The organism is Sediminibacillus sp. JSM 1682029, assembly GCF_041366435.1.
Lineage (GTDB): Bacteria > Bacillota > Bacilli > Bacillales > Amphibacillaceae > Sediminibacillus > Sediminibacillus terrae.
Genome location: NZ_JBEWYY010000001.1, coordinates 511,621 through 529,778 on the forward strand (window position 1 = coordinate 511,621; position 18,158 = coordinate 529,778).

An 18,158-nucleotide genomic window follows, 5' to 3' on the forward strand; every position below is an offset into this window, starting at 1 on the left:
TCTATCTCCTCCGTTTTCCTCTTATTGCGGTGGTGTCGGGAACAGACCTTTCCGGTTATTATTTTCAGGAAACAGGTCGAGGCCGGCAATATCGACCGCGGTCTGAGCGGATTTCAAATCAAGCATTTGCTGTTCGGCAACGTCATATGGATGGAACCATTTTTTCCTTACCATCAAATCAGTGACTTCCGTTTGAAAATCGAGGGCAGCTTCCATTTGGTTCCGAATGGTCGTGCGTACCTCCGGACTGGCAGCCTCCGTCAAAGCTACTGCATGGTTGCGAATGGCTTCCTTGATGGTGATAAGCAAGTCGAGCGCTATCGCTGAATCGATTTTCTCCGGCATGCCGACCGAATTGATTGGATCTAAGTAATCATTCATTTATTACACCTCCATTCACTGTGTCTTTGCGTATGGATAAAGACGCTGAATCTGTTTAATGTCCATAACCGACATTTCGACGTTTTTTTCCAGCAGTGCGCGAAGATCCTGGTCGAATACAATTCCCTGCATCATTTTGGCTTTTAACAAGGCAACAGTCTTTAAATTCAACAATTCATGCAAATCCATGGTTTCATGAAAAGCTAAGTCTTCCTGTCCCATCGGAATCCTCCTAGAATGTAATAAACTAAGTGATAGTTTCTCTCGATCCGCTAAGTTTATACGCTGAATAATTGCGGTAAAGTGATGCAGTCTAAAAAAAAAACAAAAAAGATGGGAAGTGAACAAATGACGAATCAATTGGCACTCCATGAACGGTTAGAACTGCATGAAATACTTACGTTCAAAAATTTGTGTCTGACAAAGTCTGCCACCATGCATGGATTGGTAGGATGTAAGCAGTTGAAATCGATCTTGGAAACAGATGTCAGTGAAGGAAAGGTGCATATAGAACAATTGAATCAGTTGTTAGAACAAGAGGGGGAAGGGTCATGACAAACATGCTGCAGAAAGTGGCCGGATTGAGCGGGATGACGGATCAGGTAATCGCAACCGATTTTTTGATTACCACTAAATCCGCTGTACGGAATATGACGTTCGCGTTGACCGAGGCCGCAACTCCGGAAGTAAGAGATGTTTTGCGGACCCAATTGAATTACGCCATTGAAGCCCATGAAAAAATCAGCCACTATATGATGGATAAAGGCTACTATCATCCAAGCGATTTGGAAGAGCAGCTCGAGGTGGACTTGAAGACCTCCAAAGCGGCATTAAAATTGGCGGATTGAACGAAAGGACTACAAAAAAGGACCTAGTCTCTTCTATATAGAATTCGAGTGCGCCTGTTTAAGGTGCGCTGGCTAATTCCGCCAGACCTTATGGCAACCTTTTCCGACAAACTTATGACGAGTCTCGACCCGACGTGTCGGTCTTTTGCCACACAGAGACTTAGCTGAAGAACTCAAAGGAATCAGTGCTGAGGCTGGATATCTCTGAATTTTATTCTTATCTTTTAAAAAGTGGCTGGGACAAAAGCTTGGCCACCAAAACAAAAACCGAACGATTCGTTCGGTTTTTATGTTGGTAACGATGCATTTGTCCCAGTTTCTTTTCTTTAAACACGTTGTCCCTTCAGTAACCGGAATCCTCTGAAAAAATATTATCGAAGAAAGTATGTTCATCTTTTTGCAGCGGCTTTTCAGCTGGTCCTTCCACCACTTCTCCCGTATAAGAAAATCTGGACCCATGACATGGACAATCCCACGTGCGGTCACCATGGTTCCAATTCACTTCACACCCCATATGAGTACAGGTCGTATCCACGACATGCACTTCTCCTCGGTCATCCCGATAGGCACCTTTGCGCTTGCCATGGATGGTGACAGCCGCTCCCTGGTCCCTCGACAAGTCATGGACTTTTTTCACCGGCAATTCAAGCTTCCCCTTGATTAAGTGCTTGGCCACGTCTACATTCTCTTTGATGAATTTTCGCGCACTCGGATCGGCTTGGAAACGTGACGGAGCAAACAAGGAACGGTATGGTGATTTTTTATCCATCACGATGTCCCTCAGCAGCCTCGCTGCTAAAGTGCCGCTAGTCATCCCCCACTTCCGGTATCCAGTGGCGATTAGTACGTTCGGCTGCCCGGCGGTCACCTCCCCGATATAAGGAATTTTATCGAGCGTTGTCAAATCCTGTGCCGACCAGCGATAGAGGATTTGCTTCGAGTGCAAAACTTTCTCACTGAAGGAAACCAGCGCTTTATAATATTCCAGCGTGTCTTTTCCCTGTCCGGTTTTATGACTTTCGCCTCCTACCAGCACGATGTTTTCTTTGCCCGCAGTTGCGGCGCGAAGAGAACGGCTCGGCTGATCGACGCTCAGATACATACCGCCAGGATAGTCTTGTTCCGTCTTAACAGCCATCAGATAAGAGCGATCCGCATACATTCTTGTCGAGTATAGGCCTGTGCCCTCATAAAAAGGGAAATGCGTGCAGGCCAAAACATGATCACCTGTCACACGAAAACCGTCTCTTGTTAAAACAGCGGTGCCTTTGTCTGTACGTTCTACATTTACAGCGGTTGTCCTTTCATAGATTTGACCACCTGATTTTTCAGTTGTTTCCAAGAGTTTTACCAGGTAATGCAACGGATGATATTGCGCCTGATTTTTCATGGAAAGGACATTCTCCACCTTTTGATCAAACGGAATTTCACTTTGCAGCTCGCCACTGATTCCGAGTTTTTGATAGGCATCGTATTCTTTTTCCAGCTTTTTGGCATAGTCTGCGCTGGTCGCATACAGATAAGCTTCCTGCCGGATAAATCCGCATTGGATATCATGTTCTTTTACCGTTTCAGCGATAAATTCAAGAGCATCTGTGTTTGCTTGGTAATAATGCCCGGCTGCCTCTTCTCCGAAATGACTGATCAATTCATCGTAAATCAAATTATGCTGGGCCGTTATTTTGGCAGTGGTATGGCCAGTCGTTCCATTCAACAACCGATCGCCTTCCAGCAAAGCGACCTTCACTCCTTCCTTGACGAGCAAATACGCGGCTGTTATTCCAGTAATTCCTCCGCCAACGATGACGACATCGACCTGTATATCTTCTTGTAAAGGAGAGTATTGTGGGATTTCCGAGCTCTCCAGCCAATAAGAGTCCGGAAATTTCGGCAATACCTTTTCGCCTTTCTTCACCATGGGTATCCCTCCAAGTAAAAACTATTCACCTGTATTGTTCACTTGGGAAGGGAGATTATACCATTTTTTACGTTAAACATGATTCACCCATACCAAAGTGGCTTCATTCGATTAAAATGTTGATGGTCCTCCTGGACAACCGCCAACCGCTCGAGCATGTTTTCCAGTTAAAAATATATCAAACCGCTAGTGAAAAAAACGGAAATGAACATGTGAAAACAGAAGCGGGCTGGACAAAGGTCCGCTTCTGTTTTATTCGGATTGCTTGCACTTACATTTGTCACTACGTCGATTTCTGTCCCCTTAGCCTAAGAAGCAGTTACTTGACAAATAGTTTTCGCGGAAAATCGGTCAACGTGGCGCTTCCTGTTTCGGTGACCTGGAACGTCTCACTGATTTCCATCCCGTAGTTGTCGAACCAAATGCCGGGAATCAAATGAAAGGTCATGTTCGGCCGGAGTATCGTTTTGTCGCCTGCACGGAGACTGGCAGTATGCTCGCCCCAGTCAGGAGGATAGCTGAGACCAACAGAGTAACCGATCCGCGAATCTTTGATGAATCCGTGTTTTGCGATGGATCTCCTCCAAACTTCCTCTATTTCCTCACAGGTGAATCCTGGCTTTACAGCGTTCAGGGCGTCATTCAACCCCTCCACCACTACTTCTGCCAAGTCCTTCACTTTTTCCGTCGGCTTTCCAAGACTCACAGTCCGGGCTAACGGAGCGTGGTACCGTTGATAACAACCTGCTAGTTCGACGATTACCGTATCTCTTATCTTGTAAGGCTGATCTGACCAAGTAATGTGCGGAGAAGAGGTCCTTTTCCCTGCCGGAAGAAGCGGAACGATTGCGGGATAATCGCCGCCGAAGCTGGAAGTACCGCTGATTTGGGCATGATAAATGTCGGCCACCGCATCATTTTCCCTGCGTCCGGGCTCGATTGCTTCCACCGCCTTCTCCATTGTCTGCCCGGCAATCATTGCCGCTTTTTGCATGAGGTGAATTTCTTTGTCCGATTTTACCATCCGTAAATAATTGACCAAAAGTGTAGCATCGTGAAATACCGCGTTTGGCAGCCCTATTTCCAGTTGGATCAGCGCTTTGGCGGTGAAGTAATAGTTCTCCAATTCCACACCGATACGGCAGTTTCCTTTTCCCATTTTATCCAGGACCCTGGCAATCGCATCCATCGGGTGCAATATCGCGGATTGGATATAATCCTCGTTATAAAATAAAATATGCCGGTGCTGAAGCCAGGTGGTTTCCTTCGCTGCATTTGCATCCTGCTTCCGGCCAATCCAGCGTGGTTCTTCTTCTTCAGGCAGGACGACCACCATTTGGTGAACGTAAAACGACCATGCATTATAGCCGGTCAGGTAATTCATATTGGATGGATTAGTGACCAGCAGCACTTCGATACCGTCAATCGCCATTTGTTCCTTTGTCCGTTTTAGACGTTCTTTATATTCTTCCTTCGTGAACACAGCCAGCCCCCTTGCCTTCGATTTTCAATAAGTCGTCCCTGCGCCATTTTCAACAAGCAATTGATAGGCATAAGCAGCAATCATTGTATCCTGCACACCTGTTCCAGTTAAATCACAAACAGTGATGGTGTCTAACTCCTTTCTTGCCGGGCTCACTCCCGAAATTATCGCCCCTAATTCCTCGATAGGTGTTCGTCTGTCCAAGGCATTGGCTTTATCGGCATGATGGAGCTCGCCGAGGCTGCGGCACTGCGATTCGCTGTCACAGACAATTCTATCCGCTTTTTTAAAAATAGCAGGATCCAACTCATTCTTGTGCGGGGCATCTGCTCCTACTGCTGTAATATGCAGTCCGGGATGGAGCCATTCTGCCTGAACCAAAGGAGACTCTGCGGATGTCGTGGTGATCACCAGACTGCTCTTTTGGACTACCTCTTCTGCCGTGCCGCAGACAATCACTTCCCCCTCGTAAAAACCTCTTACATCTTCAGCAAATCTACAAACATTAGCAGCATTCCGGCCGTGGACGAACAACTTGGAAAACCGTCGGACTAACTGCAATGCTTCCAGCTGATAGCGCGACTGGGCACCTGTTCCGATCATTCCTACTGCCTCCACTGCCTCATTGGCCAATAAATCAGCTGCAACAGCTCCGGCCGCTGCAGTACGTAAATGTGTCAGATAACCATTGTCCAGCAGTACCGCCAACGGCATGCCTGTTTCCGCACTGAATAGAAGCATCATCCCGTTTCCGCTCGGAAGTCCTAATTGACTATTTTTAAAGAAGCCTGTCGACATTTTCACCGCAAACTGCTCCACACCGTGTATGTAGGCAGATTTAATATCGATTTCTCCATGCTGTTCCGGAAAATCGATACGCATGATGGGCGGCATGGACACCTCCCCTGCAAATAAGCGGGAGAATCCTGTCTCGACAGCTTTCATTATTTGCAGGTTTTGCTGGACATGAGCACGAATTTGGGCTTCCGTACAAACAATCATTCCTGTTCTCCCTCCCTTGCCTTCCTAAATTGTTGCCAATCCAGATTATTGCCGGTAACCATGATGGCAGTGGACTTTTTCCTGGCCGATCGTTCCTTCAACACAGCGGCAACACCTGCCGCTCCCGCCCCCTCCGCCACAATCCGCTCCTGTTCAAGCAAAAAGGTCATCGCCCTGACGATGTTCCGTTCCGAAAGAAGGATTAACCGATCCATATATTGCTGTACCATCGTAAATGTATAAAGATTATCCAGATTGATTCCTCCCAGCAGACTGTCCGCTACCGTTTTTTTCTCTGGCAAGTCGATTGGCTGTCCCTCTTTAAGACTCTCATACATGGCGGATGCCCCTTCGATCGATACTCCTGTTACCAGTACGTCTGGCTTTAGTTGTTTTAATGTAAATCCGATTCCGGCTATCAGTCCTCCCCCTGATACTGGAATAATCACCTCTTCCAGTTCCGGCAGGTCGTCTAACAGTTCAAGAGCGATTGTTCCCTGGCCGGCGATAATGTCCCGATCGTCGAAGGGCGGTATGATCGTCAGGCCATCCTGTTCCTGCAATTGCTGGCAACGTCGGGCCGCATCGTCCTGACCATCGCCGACAATCTCGATTCTCGCCCCCAGCCTTTGAAGGGCTGCTATTTTCGCTTGCGGGACTCGATTGGAAATACAAATCACAGCCGGGATGGACAGCTTCCGGGCGATAAATGAAACAGCCATGCCATGGTTGCCAGTCGAGTAGGTCGTGACCCCCTGCCTGCGTTGTGCTTCTGTAAGCTGCAGCATTTTATTTGCCGCTCCCCTTATTTTGAAAGAGCCAACCTCATTGATTGTTTCTAACTTTAAATATGCGTCCATCCCAGCATGCTCCGAGAGTACAGGTGCTTTAAGCAGCGGAGTTTTTGCGACAAGCTTCGAAATCCGTTCTTGGGCAAGACGTATATCGCTCAATGCCACTTCATGATTGCTATTCATACAGGACCTCCCTGCAAATGGTCATTTCTACATTTATATATCGCGTTCATCCCGTCTATGCTTGTGAATCGATTTTACGCCGGTTCAAATTTTTCTCGTAGACGATAGAGCTGTGATAGGATGAAAACGTTAGGGAATCATTAAAAATACCTGGTGATAAAGGAGTCTTTCATGATGCGAGTGATTACAGTCAAAAAGCCGGGCGGCGCAGAGCAACTACAGCTGAGTGAACGCGAAAAACCAAAATTGAATTCCGGTGAGCTATTGATCAAAGTGGAAGCTGCAGCCATCAATAGGACGGATATTATCAATCGTCAATCTTCTTCGGGCTATTTAAACCTGGATGTATTGGGAATTGAAGTAGCAGGCATCGTGGAGGAAAGCGGCAGCGATACAGCAATCGAGCCTGGCACAAAAGTAATGGGGTTGGTAAATGGCGGAGGGTATGCTGAATATGCCGTGATGCCTGCCGATCGTGCAATGATCATCCCGGACAACCTCTCTTTCGAAGAAGCGGCAGCTATTCCGGAAGTATATTTAACCGCTTATCAAACGTTATTCTGGCTTGGGGAACTGCAAGAGAAAGAAACCGTTCTGATCCACGCAGGCGGAAGCGGTGTCGGAACCGCCGCCATTCAATTGGCCAGACAGCTGGCAGATGCGCATATCATCACGACTGCAGGTTCAAGTGAAAAACTGGATTTTTGTAAGTCCTTAGGCGCTGACCACACCATCAATTATAAACTGCAGGAGTTTGACAAAGAGGTACTGGCTGTTACCGACGGGCAAGGTGCAGCGGTCATCCTCGATTTCATCGGTGCCTCTTATTATCGAAAGAACTTGAACAGTATCCAGATGGATGGCAGGTGGATCTTAATCGGCTTGCTAGGTGGCGCTCAGCTGGAAAATGTGAACTTAATGGAAATGATGAGCAAACGCATCCAATGGAAAGGTACCTTGCTCACTCCGAGGTCTGATCAATATAAGGAAAAACTCACAGCGGACTTCGCAGGAAGAGCTCTTCCCTTGTTTAAACAAGGCAGATTAAAACCGGTCATCGATAAAGTGTTTCCGATGGAAGAAGTCCAAGAAGCACACCGTCGCATGGAGAGCAACCAAAACATCGGTAAGATTATTTTGAAAATGGATTAGTCCATAAGTTTTGCTTCGAAGCGAATCCCCAGGGGTTCGCTTTTTTCCTAAGATTATTTCGCATGGATTGATGCTCTTCAACACTTGGAATAGGTATTATTTACAAAAAAGCATTTGCAGCATACTTTTTCATAAAGGGACACTGGAAAATAAACTTGTGAAATTTTCAGATTGGCCACTGTTGATTCCGGGATTAGAATCGGTCGTGCCTGCGGGAACAGCGCGAGCCGATATCCACTTGGTCAAGTGAACTTCTTGATCTTTTGGATCCGTAGACTTGAAGTATAGAAGCTTGTGCCTCTTCTAATCAAACAGATTATTGGACGGTTTAATCGATTAGCCGTATCATTTAATGGCAGTGATTTACAAAAGGAGTGTAACTATATATGACTACCGATCAGGCAAAGCTTTTTAACAATATACCGTTGTCTGTCCTTGACCTTGCCCCTATCAATGAGGGAAGCGATGCCGGACAATCCTATAAAAATACAGTCAATCTGGCACAGCACGTCGAAAAGTGGGGATACAACCGCTACTGGCTCGCTGAACATCACAACATGCCGGGGATTGCCAGCTCAGCCACTTCTGTCGTAATCGGCCATGTGGCAGGTGCCACCGACCGTATACGGGTTGGCTCAGGAGGCGTCATGCTTCCAAACCATGCGAGCTTGGTAATAGCCGAACAATTCGGAACCCTTGAATCTCTTTATCCGGGACGGATAGACCTGGGTCTGGGTCGTGCCCCGGGTAGTGACCAGGCAACTGCATATGCTTTGCGTCGTACCTTGAACACGACACCAGAGGATTTTCCGCAACAGGTGGAAGAGTTGGAGAGTTACTTTGACGAAAATTCTTCAGCCAGAGTGCGTGCCTATCCAGGGACCGGTTTGAATATCCCGATTTGGCTGCTTGGTTCCAGCGGATTCAGCGCCAGGTTATCTGCCGTGAAAGGATTGCCGTTTTCTTTTGCCAGCCATTTTTCACCTGATTACACTTTGCCAGCTTTAAAAATATATCGGGACAACTTCCAACCTACGGCATCCATGGAAAAACCATATGCCATGCTTGGGGTCAACATCGTGGCAGCCGATACGGACGAACGGGCGCAGTACTTAGCCACTTCGCAGCAACAGCAATTCCTGAGCATTACACGCGGCCAACCGTCCAGACTGCAGCCCCCAGTGGAAAACATCGACGACTTATGGGCTCCACATGAAAAGGCAGCAGTCGCAAAAACGCTCGAATCACCGGCTTCTATTATAGGTGGTCCGGAAACAGTCAAACAAAAGCTGGAAGCATTCATCAAAGAGACCGATGCTGACGAACTGATCATCAATTCTCAAATTTTCCATCACGAAGACCGGCTGCGTTCTTACGAAATTGTCAGCGAATTAATGAAGTAGGCAATACTAATAAATAGCCGGACGGGTTATTTCCCGAAAAACATCAGTGTTCTTATCATACACTGATGTTTTTTCATGCCTGGCCACCGAAGGACATGTGTTTTCTTCTTGGTATATGCGGCTGTTCATGTCGAGCTTGTTTACAGCACGCCTTCCTGCATGGCTTCTATTAAAAAGGGACCAGGATAAAAATATAGCCCAAAACTAATTTCGAACCAAATTCCAAATTGCTAATCGAATACGCTCGGTTAATTTGGCCACTATATTTTTGGCACAGCCCTGTTCCGTATTACGCTACTTATTGTTGCCGTTTAAATTTACTTCCTTTTGACCGGGAACGCACCCGATTCCTTAACATTTCCGACTTCTCTTGGCGGTTTGACGACTTTTGCTTGTCGATTTGAATGTTGAAAATATCTTCACCGTGGACATTAAATTCCAGCCAATCGTTTACTTGTACTCCGTCAGGCAGCCGCCCCTTATTTATTACAAATTCTTTCCCCGCTTCTTCGGCAAGAATGACAGCATACTTTCCTTCTTCGATTCGGTCCAACATTCCTTTCATGCATTCTCAACCTCCTATACAAGCCATTGCTTGGTCTTTAATGTCTTGAAGCCTGGCAGGCCCAATCCCGTTGATTTTGGTCAACTCGTCGATCGATCGAAACGGCCGCAAATCGATTACATCCTGTGCCCGCTCCGGACCGATATGAATAATTTCCTGCACTTGTTCTGAATCGGCACTATTAATATCAATGCATTGTCCAGCTCCGTTGTGACCCGCTTCAGCCGGCTCTGATTCTTTTTCCCGTTCTGACTGCTCCTGCTGGTCGGACTGACCTGCTTTTATCGCTCCATTTTTATGGGTGGTCACCTGATATGACATTCCATCCGTCGTCACCATGATCGTCCCATGCGCATCGGTCCCGTAAAGATCCGCGTCAAAACTCCTAATTCGTTCCAGCACTTCTTGATGTGGATGACCGTATTGGTTATCAGCTCCAGCACTATAAATAGCTGTTTCTGGAGAGACTGCTTCCAAAAAAGCTTTGCTGGTTGAAGTATTGGATCCATGATGGCCCAGTTGAAGAATTTCCGCATCCAAGTCCACGCCGCTTCCGATCATATCTTGTTCTTGTTCACTTTCCGCATCACCGGTGAAAAGAAAGTCAATGTCCCCATAAGACATTTTAAAAGCGAGCGATTCCTGATTCGTTTCTCCGGATATCGACGCTGGATAAAGCACTTCCACCTGTAAATCACCAATATCAAACATATCTCCCATACGTGGTTCTTCATAACCTGTTTGATTGGCATCGATTGCTTTCATGACCCGTTGATACGTATCAGATGAGCTCGTATTGCCAGACATCCACACTTCCCCTACTTCAAATTGGTCGATCACTTTATCTAGCTGTCCGATATGGTCGGCATCGGGATGCGTTCCAATCGCAATATCGATGTGAGAAATGCTTTGAGAATGTAAATAATCAATTACGTCCTGACTATCCCAGTCTCCTGCATCCAGTAGAATCGTATAAGAATCGAATGTAAGCAGCGTCGCATCCGCCTGCCCGACATCGATATAATGGACCTGCATTTCTTGAAGTGAGCCGGACTCTTTGTTTTCTTCATGCACATCATCTTCAGCGTCTGCTTCCTTCAGTGTAGTGTTTTGTCCTGCCTCTGTATCATGTGATGTCTTTTCTTCTGTTTGCTGGTTATCCTGTTTGTCTTGGTCCGTTAAAGCAGAATTCTGTGCCCCCGTACCGCACCCCCCGGCAACCAGCAAAAACAGCAGAAAAATTATGTACAAGAATTGCTTTTTCAATCCTATTCCCCCTTAAACCAGCATTTTACCACTCTTTTTGTCTTTTCTCTATTAAGTATCGTGGAAAAATCCTTATCCTTCAGCTCTGCTTTTGAAGTTCTAACGCCGAACGCCTTCTACTTAAGGATATCATAGCCTTCGCTTTCCGCTTCCCCGCCTTGATTTTGGAAACATGTCCGCTTTTTATATGTTTCCGCCAAACATTTTCCGTTTTTTCTCTCGTCACAAGGGTAAAGTCTATTAGAGTGCCATCGTACTTATTACAAATTCGTGTTGAAACCAGTGTAAGGAAAGGAGCCATGGAGTAAAATGTGGAAAAGGATTACGCCAGTATTTAAAATATCCGCTGGCATTATGTTAGTATTAGTTATTTTAGGAGTAGCTTGGCCAGATGGACTGGAAACGGCTACCACCAATATTCAAGCTTTTATTGCAAACAAATTCGGCTGGTATTACTTAATCGTGGTAACTATATTTGTCATTGTTTGTTTATTTCTGTTGTTCAGCCCGGTCGGCAGGATCAAGCTGGGGAAACCGGATAGCAAACCGGAATTTTCCCGACCGACTTGGATTGCCATGCTGTTCAGTGCCGGGATGGGGATCGGGCTGGTTTTCTGGGGAACGGCAGAGCCAATTAGTCACTACGCCACCAGTTCACCTACAGGAGAAATAGGAACGGAACAAGGGATAAAAGATGCGTTGCGTTTTACATTTTTTCATTGGGGAATCCATGCCTGGGCTATTTATGGAATTGTGGCCCTTGTACTTGCCTACTTTAATTTTCGGCATGACCGCTCAGGATTGGTCAGTTCGACATTACAGCCGTTAATCGGAAAAACTGCAGAAGGAAACACCGGGAGGGTCATCGACATTCTTGCTGTCATCGCGACTGTCATGGGGGTTGCTACCACTCTTGGATTCGGGGCAGTTCAAATAAACGGCGGGTTGTCTTACTTATATAATATACCGGTAAACATCGTCATCCAGTTTATCATTGTTGCGATTGTCACCGTGTTGTTCATGATTTCCGCCTGGACAGGAATTAGTAAAGGGATTCGTTACCTGAGTAATGCCAACATGGTACTCGCAGCCATCTTGTTCGGAATGATTTTTATTATGGGACCGACTTTGTTCCTCTTGAACATATTCACCAATACACTCGGCTCATACGTGCAACATCTGCCGGAGATGAGCTTCCGGATCGCACCACTTGATCCGGATATCCGCGAATGGATCAATGATTGGACTATCTTTTACTGGGCATGGTGGATCGCCTGGTCTCCGTTTGTCGGAATTTTTATTGCCCGTGTTTCCCGCGGCCGAAGCATACGGGAGTTCGTGTTCACTGTACTGCTTGTCCCATCCGTGATCGGTTTTCTTTGGTTCGCTACTTTTGGAGGTACTGCCATCTCACTTGAACACGAAGGAATCGCCAAGATTTCCGAGCTGGCTACAGAAGAATCCTTGTTCGGAGTTTTTGCCAACTATCCATTCGGTATGATAGCGTCGGTCGTGGCCATGATCCTGATTGGCACGTTCTTTATTACATCTGCCGACTCCGGTACATTTGTACTGGGTATGATGACAACAGGCGGTTCACAGAATCCTGGACACTTCATCAAGCTTACCTGGGGTGTTTTGCTTTCAGCCACCGCACTTGCCCTTTTATACACTGGCGGCTTGCAGGCTCTGCAAAATACAATGATAATAGCAGCCTTGCCATTCTCGATTATCATGCTGCTCATGACGGCAAGCTTTGTCAAATCGCTATACCGGGAGTCACGCGAGCTTGGTATCGGTCGCATTAATCAGGGAAAGGGAAAGAAAAATAAAAAACAATAAAATCAATATAACCGGCAGCTGAACGTGATCAGCTGCCGGTTATATTTATGTTGGAACCACCGGAAGTAAAATGTGCGATGGACGATATCGGTCATGGTAGATAACCTGATTGGCAGGAAACATTTCTTTTGAATCAATTGTAGTTTTTCCCGTATTCGGATTGACGTCATACCGCGGAAAGCTGCTTGAGGATATTTCTAAGCGAATGGAGTGACCAGGAAGAAAAACATTGCTGGTGGCCCACAGGTCCAGTTGATAACACGTGCCCTCCGTCTCCCGTTCATAAAAGGGTTCTCCTCGAATGATGCCCTCTGTTAGGTTGTAAGCCTTTCCGTCCGGACAAACATCGACAAGTTTTGCGGTGAAATCAGTTGAAATTGCATCGGTCGATGCCCATAGCACTACCTCTATAGGCCCCGTCACTTCCATCGCCTCTTTCATTGCTTCAGATGTATATACCAGGACATCTTCTCTCTCCTCTACTACATTCTGGTCACATGGACCTGCATTCTCCCCATTATAAAACAAGCCGTTCCCTCCCACAGTCGGGACAGGGTGAGACGGATCATAGAAGAAATGATCTGAGGGCTCTATAAGTGGTTTGACGGTCGAGAGAGTACCAGATTCCGATCCCGCCTTGCCATCGCTGTGGAGATAATAAGGGATAAAGTCTGTCCGTGCAAGCGGCCATTCCCATTCTTCCCGCCATTCATTGATACCCATTACAAATAATTGTACAGGTGCGCCATCCTCGACAAGTACAGAATCGGTTTTCTTTAACCATTTTTCAAACCAGTTCAAGTGCAAGGAAGTAATATCTCTTTCCTGATCCATCCAGTCTCCCGCTGCATGCCCTCCAAAGAACCGCTCCCCTTGAACAGCAGAAAAATCGCCGTGTCCCCAAGGGCCGATGATCAAACGTTGTTCTTCCCCGGCTTTGCACATTTCCTGGTAATTTTCCAAGGTAGACCCGAGAAAGCAGTCATACCAGCCGGCTAAATGATATGCGGGCAATTTAAGAGAAGATAATCGATGTTTTACATTGGCTTTGCCATTAGCTCCATCTGATATTTCCTGGGTAATAAATTGCTGATACAAGATTTGTGCCGGAACGTGATTCATCAAAGGCGGCCACTCGGATAGCGGGACATGATGGAAAGAATCATTGATATGGTGCAGTGATGACTCTATTTCTTTTCTGGCACGGGAGTACTCTTCCGGCCTGTGCCTGCGGATTAAATCCGGGGCAACCGAATCAAGCATCCACGTTGCAAATAAACCATATTCCAACGCACCTTGCCGGAACAGCATATCTTCTTTCAAGCTGCTTCCGGTCTGAGCTGGAAAAATCGCTTTTAAAGACGGCGGTGATTCCGCAGCGGCAAACAGCTGGGTAAAGCCATAATAGGATAAACCGAACATACCTACATTGCCATTACTATATGGTAGGTTTGCAGCCCATTCCACCGCATCATACCCATCTTCCGCTTCATGTATGAATGGAATGAATTCCCCTTCGGAAGAGAAACGCCCGCGCACATCCTGGATGATTACTACGAAACCTTCCGCTGCCAAGCGGAAAGGATCCACATAACGGTGAGAAAAATCGGCGAGATTCTTATTATATGGATGCCTTGTCAGCAAAACTGGATAATTGCCTTCCTCGTCTGGTCGATATACATTTCCATATAAAGTAACACCATCCCGTAACCGACAGGGTATATCTTTTTCAAATAAGACTTGCACTGTTTTTGGCAAAGCTATCACCTCTATCCTAAATTCCACACAGAAAAAAGGCCTGCTACGGCAACTGCCGGGACAGACCTCTTTTTCGCTTATTCACCAGTCATTTCATTTACCTTGTCTTGGTTGTTTTCAATCCACTCACGTGCCACTTCTTTAGGATCCTGGTCTTCTTCTTCGATTTTCACGATCATTTCTTCCACATCGTCAATCGATATGTTCCAGTTGCTCAAGAACTCATATGCTTCTGGTGCATTTTCTTTTAAATCCTTATTGGTTACAACATGGACAGAAGACGTTTCGAAAAAGCCTTTGTCATTCTTCAATACTTTAATATCAAATTTATTGAACATGGTGTGCGGGCGCCAGCCAAAGAAAATGACCGGTTCCTCCTGACTCATCAAACGTTGAGCCTGAGCCAGCATACCGCCTTCTGAGGAAGCGACGTGCTCGATATCAAGACCGTACTCTTCGATCATTTCTTTTGATTCTTTCGTTGCACTGGCACCTTCTTCGATGCCGTACATCTTATTGTCGAATAAATCTTCTTTTCCTTTTAAATCTTCCATGCTATTGATATCTTCCATGTATTCCGGAACGACCCAACCAGTTTCAGCTTCTGGATAGCTTACTGCTGTATCTTCGACAGAATCGGAAAATTTGTCCAGATGAACTTTATGCATCGGGAACCAGGAATCCATGAATACGTCAATGTCGCCGCGGGAAAGTCCCATGAAAACACTGCCCACATCGGCATCTGTTTGTTCTACCGTATAGCCCATATCCTCCAAAATCAAGCTTGCGATTTCGGTCGGAGGTACTGTGCTTGTCCAAGGCGTCACCCCGAATGTGATGGTTTGATCTTTACTCTCACTTGCTTTCTCACCGCTCCCCTCTGATTTATCGTCAGAAGAACATCCGGCAATCACTGCTACAAATAGTGCAGCCATAAGACCTAATAAAAGTTTTTTCATGCTAATTCTCTCCCCTGTTTTATATTTTTAGAATCCTGCCAGTATATAAAAGCTGGCTTAAGATTCATTAAAACCTTTTTCCTAATCCTTGCGTAATGCGGTCCAAGATGATGGCAAGGACCACAATTCCAAGTCCGCCGGTCAAGCCGAGTCCGACGTTTACCGTGGAAATACCGGAAAGGACAGTCGATCCTAAGCCTGGAGCTCCAATCATCGAAGCAATGACAGCCATCGACAGCGCAAGCATGATCGTTTGATTGACTCCGGCCATGATCGTCGACAATGCCAGCGGGAGTTGAACTTTAAACAGAAGCTGCCATTTGGTTGTGCCAAAAGCTCTTGATGCTTCCACCACATCTTCCGGAACTTGTTTGATTCCCAGACTCGTCATGCGGACAGCCGGCGGCGTAGCAAAAATAAAGGTGGAAATAACTGCGGGAACGCCACCAAGGCCGAATAGAAGAATTGCCGGGATTAAATAGACGAAACTTGGCAATGTCTGCATAAAATCCAATATGGGACGGACAATCTTGTCCATGATGGAACTGGTAGCCGTCAATATTCCGACAGGAACACCGATGATTACCGATAATAAAGTCGAAACGAGCACGATCGCCACCGTTTGCATTGCCGCTGGCCACAATTCCACTGATCCTAGATAAATGCATCCGATCAAGGTGAAAAGAGCCAATCCTTTGCCGGCAATCCGCCAGGACAGCACGATCAGAATGAGGACGATCACCTCAGGTGGAATGGCAATCAAAAGGTTGGTGACCGCTTCGATAAAAGCTCCCAGCACATCGCTTATAGCATTGAAAAATCCACCCATGACCGGCAACAGCCAATTATTCACAAATGAATTCGTCCAGTCTTCTAACGGGAAATGGAAGTAGTTCATGATGAAGTCACCTCATCTTTCTCTTTTCCGAGCACCAGACCCGACAGAATCGATACTCGGGAAATGATCCCCAACAGCCTTCCGTCTTCCATCACCGTGATCGGATATTTGGCCTCGACGGCAATTCCGATCAAGTCATGGAGCGGTGTGTGCGGAGCAGCTGAAGCTATTTCCGTAATCAATACCTCTTCCAAATCGATTTTTTCTTTATAAGCTCGGATGGCGTCATCGATGGTCAGCAGCCCTTTGAAATTCTTCTCTTTGTCTACGACAAAAATACTCGACGCTCCGGCTTCTTCCATTTTATGGACGGCAACACGGGGACCGTCTTTATAAGTCATCAGCACTTCCGGCTTTTTCATGACATGGGACGCTTCCAGGACCTTGGACCGGTCTACATCCTTCACAAAGTTGGAGACATATTCATTCGCGGGGTTTTCAAGAATTTCTTCAGAGGTTCCGACTTGAACGATCCGGCCGTCTTTCATGATGGCAATCCTGTCTCCAAGTTTTAACGCTTCATCCAAATCATGCGTAATAAACAAGACCGTTTTTCCGAGCTTGTTTTGCAGATGGAGAATCTCATCCTGCATTTCTTTTCGGATAATCGGATCGAGCGCACTGAATGCCTCATCCATTAAAAGAATATCCGTGTCGTTGGCCAACGCTCTGGCAAGTCCCACGCGCTGCTGCATTCCGCCGCTCAACTGATCTGGATAACTTGATTCATAACCTTTCAATCCTACATCTCCGATCGCTTTCTCGGCTTTCTCGTATCGTTCCTGCTTATCGACTCCTTGAATTTCCAGCCCATAAGCCACGTTATTTAAGACTGTCCGATGTGGCAGCAAGCCAAATTTCTGGAAGACCATACCGAGTTTTTTACGACGGGTTTCGATTAAGCTCGTGGTATCCATTTTCGTGATATCTTCCCCGTCTATCAGAACTTCTCCGTCTGTCGGTTCAATCAAACGATTGATCAAGCGGATCAGCGTCGATTTCCCGCTTCCGGATAACCCCATAATCACGAAAAATTCACCTGGTTTTACAGCGAAAGTCGCTTGATTCACACCGACAGTCATACCCGTCTTTTCTAATATTTCATTTTTTTGCTCTCCATCTTTCAAACGTTTCAGTCCCTGTTGGGGATGGGAGCCAAAAATCTTGGTCAGATTATTTACTTCAATCTTATTCACAAGCATTCTCCTCTCCTGAAACCACCGGGCGGGGCAGATCAGCGTTTTATGCCAATGCGCCTGCCCGCTTGTTTCGGTATTGATAATTGTTGCTTAGCCTCGCGCAGACGATCGATGGCAGCAGCGACTGGGTCCGGGAACGGAGCAGCCCTCCCCTGTTCACTATTGATTCCCATCAGCATTTGTTCGCTCGTTGCAAGCAAATCACCTTCAGCATTTTTCATGGTGAAAAATACATGCAGGCGCTTTGCATCATCATCCAGCAACTGAACGTCAAGTGTCAGTTCCTGACCGCGATGTGCTTCCTTCAAGTAGCAAATATGTGTTTCTAAGGTGAAAATGGTATATCCCCAACTGGAACGTGTTTCCTCATCCAGCCCGATATCAACGATAAATGCATCGACGGCCTGACTGAATGCTTTCGCGTAAGCTGCATCGTTCATATGGCCGTTATAATCCACCCACTCATCATGCACACGGTTTTGATAATGAAACGGCTTGTCTCCCACT

The 18,158-nt window shown here is 46.4% G+C and carries 18 protein-coding genes; 5 read left to right on the forward strand and 13 right to left on the reverse strand.

What is annotated here, in order from left to right:
- Positions 1 to 21 precede the first annotated feature (21 nt).
- Complete coding sequence (locus ABVF09_RS02540; protein WP_026571941.1) at positions 22 to 381, reverse strand: spore coat protein; 360 nt, start codon at positions 379 to 381, stop codon at positions 22 to 24.
- 15 nt (positions 382 to 396) lie between these two features.
- Positions 397 to 603: a hypothetical protein gene (locus ABVF09_RS02545; protein WP_026571942.1), complete on the reverse strand. Its 207-nt coding sequence runs from the start codon at positions 601 to 603 to the stop codon at positions 397 to 399.
- A 126-nt stretch (positions 604 to 729) separates the two neighbouring features.
- Between ABVF09_RS02545 and ABVF09_RS02550 the strand changes: the two genes are divergently transcribed.
- Together ABVF09_RS02550 and ABVF09_RS02555 are read left to right on the forward strand one after the other, a co-directional pair.
- A complete protein-coding gene (locus tag ABVF09_RS02550; protein WP_026571943.1) occupies positions 730 to 936 on the forward strand; it encodes a hypothetical protein in 207 nt (68 codons plus the stop codon).
- Entirely contained in the window at positions 933 to 1,229 is a 297-nt protein-coding gene (locus ABVF09_RS02555) for a spore coat protein (protein ID WP_026571944.1), read from the forward strand. The genes ABVF09_RS02550 and ABVF09_RS02555 overlap by 4 nt, the downstream gene beginning before the upstream one ends.
- Positions 1,230 to 1,572: 343 nt before the next feature.
- Here the strand turns inward: ABVF09_RS02555 and ABVF09_RS02560 are convergent, their stop codons facing one another.
- The 4 genes from ABVF09_RS02560 to ABVF09_RS02575 all read right to left on the reverse strand — a co-directional run bounded on the left by ABVF09_RS02560 (position 1,573) and on the right by ABVF09_RS02575 (position 6,609).
- Entirely contained in the window at positions 1,573 to 3,147 is a 1,575-nt protein-coding gene (locus tag ABVF09_RS02560) for an FAD-dependent oxidoreductase (protein WP_037329068.1), read from the reverse strand.
- Between the two features lie 319 nt (positions 3,148 to 3,466).
- Positions 3,467 to 4,636 carry a M24 family metallopeptidase gene (locus tag ABVF09_RS02565; RefSeq protein WP_153462027.1) on the reverse strand — a complete coding sequence of 390 codons (1,170 nt, stop codon included), beginning with the start codon at positions 4,634 to 4,636 and terminating at the stop codon, positions 3,467 to 3,469.
- A gap of 18 nt (positions 4,637 to 4,654) precedes the next feature.
- Entirely contained in the window at positions 4,655 to 5,632 is a 978-nt protein-coding gene (locus ABVF09_RS02570; protein WP_153462029.1) for a cyclodeaminase, read from the reverse strand.
- Positions 5,629 to 6,609, reverse strand: a complete 981-nt coding sequence (locus ABVF09_RS02575; RefSeq protein ID WP_026571948.1) for a pyridoxal-phosphate dependent enzyme — start codon at positions 6,607 to 6,609, stop codon at positions 5,629 to 5,631. The genes ABVF09_RS02570 and ABVF09_RS02575 overlap by 4 nt, the downstream gene beginning before the upstream one ends.
- A gap of 174 nt (positions 6,610 to 6,783) precedes the next feature.
- On the opposite strand from ABVF09_RS02575, the gene ABVF09_RS02580 reads away from it, so the two are divergent.
- Complete coding sequence (locus tag ABVF09_RS02580) at positions 6,784 to 7,761, forward strand: NAD(P)H-quinone oxidoreductase (RefSeq protein WP_026571949.1); 978 nt, start codon at positions 6,784 to 6,786, stop codon at positions 7,759 to 7,761.
- Between the two features lie 386 nt (positions 7,762 to 8,147).
- Positions 8,148 to 9,164 (forward strand): LLM class flavin-dependent oxidoreductase, encoded by a 1,017-nt coding sequence (locus ABVF09_RS02585; protein WP_026571951.1) that lies wholly within the window; start codon positions 8,148 to 8,150, stop codon positions 9,162 to 9,164.
- A 298-nt stretch (positions 9,165 to 9,462) separates the two neighbouring features.
- On the opposite strand, the gene ABVF09_RS02590 is transcribed toward ABVF09_RS02585, so the two are convergent.
- On the reverse strand, positions 9,463 to 9,729 hold the full coding sequence (locus tag ABVF09_RS02590) for a DUF3006 domain-containing protein (RefSeq protein WP_026571952.1): 267 nt from the start codon (positions 9,727 to 9,729) through the stop codon (positions 9,463 to 9,465).
- 6 nt (positions 9,730 to 9,735) lie between these two features.
- Positions 9,736 to 10,995 carry an MBL fold metallo-hydrolase gene (locus ABVF09_RS02595; protein WP_371068557.1) on the reverse strand — a complete coding sequence of 420 codons (1,260 nt, stop codon included), beginning with the start codon at positions 10,993 to 10,995 and terminating at the stop codon, positions 9,736 to 9,738.
- 309 nt (positions 10,996 to 11,304) lie between these two features.
- Between ABVF09_RS02595 and ABVF09_RS02600 the strand changes: the two genes are divergently transcribed.
- Positions 11,305 to 12,837: a glycine betaine uptake BCCT transporter gene (locus ABVF09_RS02600; protein WP_371068558.1), complete on the forward strand. Its 1,533-nt coding sequence runs from the start codon at positions 11,305 to 11,307 to the stop codon at positions 12,835 to 12,837.
- Between the two features lie 45 nt (positions 12,838 to 12,882).
- Here the strand turns inward: ABVF09_RS02600 and ABVF09_RS02605 are convergent, their stop codons facing one another.
- The 5 genes from ABVF09_RS02605 to ABVF09_RS02625 all read right to left on the reverse strand — a co-directional run bounded on the left by ABVF09_RS02605 (position 12,883) and on the right by ABVF09_RS02625 (position 18,157).
- Complete coding sequence (locus ABVF09_RS02605) at positions 12,883 to 14,595, reverse strand: CocE/NonD family hydrolase (protein WP_026771558.1); 1,713 nt, start codon at positions 14,593 to 14,595, stop codon at positions 12,883 to 12,885.
- A gap of 77 nt (positions 14,596 to 14,672) precedes the next feature.
- Positions 14,673 to 15,554 (reverse strand): glycine betaine ABC transporter substrate-binding protein, encoded by an 882-nt coding sequence (locus tag ABVF09_RS02610; RefSeq protein WP_026571956.1) that lies wholly within the window; start codon positions 15,552 to 15,554, stop codon positions 14,673 to 14,675.
- 67 nt (positions 15,555 to 15,621) lie between these two features.
- On the reverse strand, positions 15,622 to 16,452 hold the full coding sequence (locus ABVF09_RS02615) for an ABC transporter permease (RefSeq protein WP_026571957.1): 831 nt from the start codon (positions 16,450 to 16,452) through the stop codon (positions 15,622 to 15,624).
- Positions 16,449 to 17,648: a quaternary amine ABC transporter ATP-binding protein gene (locus tag ABVF09_RS02620; RefSeq protein WP_371068559.1), complete on the reverse strand. Its 1,200-nt coding sequence runs from the start codon at positions 17,646 to 17,648 to the stop codon at positions 16,449 to 16,451. Before ABVF09_RS02620 ends, ABVF09_RS02615 begins: the two co-directional genes overlap by 4 nt.
- Before the next feature lie 38 nt (positions 17,649 to 17,686).
- The gene (locus tag ABVF09_RS02625) at positions 17,687 to 18,157 is read right to left on the reverse strand and encodes a thioesterase family protein (protein WP_371068560.1); all 471 of its coding nucleotides are present in this window, start codon (positions 18,155 to 18,157) and stop codon (positions 17,687 to 17,689) included.
- Position 18,158 lies beyond the last annotated feature (1 nt).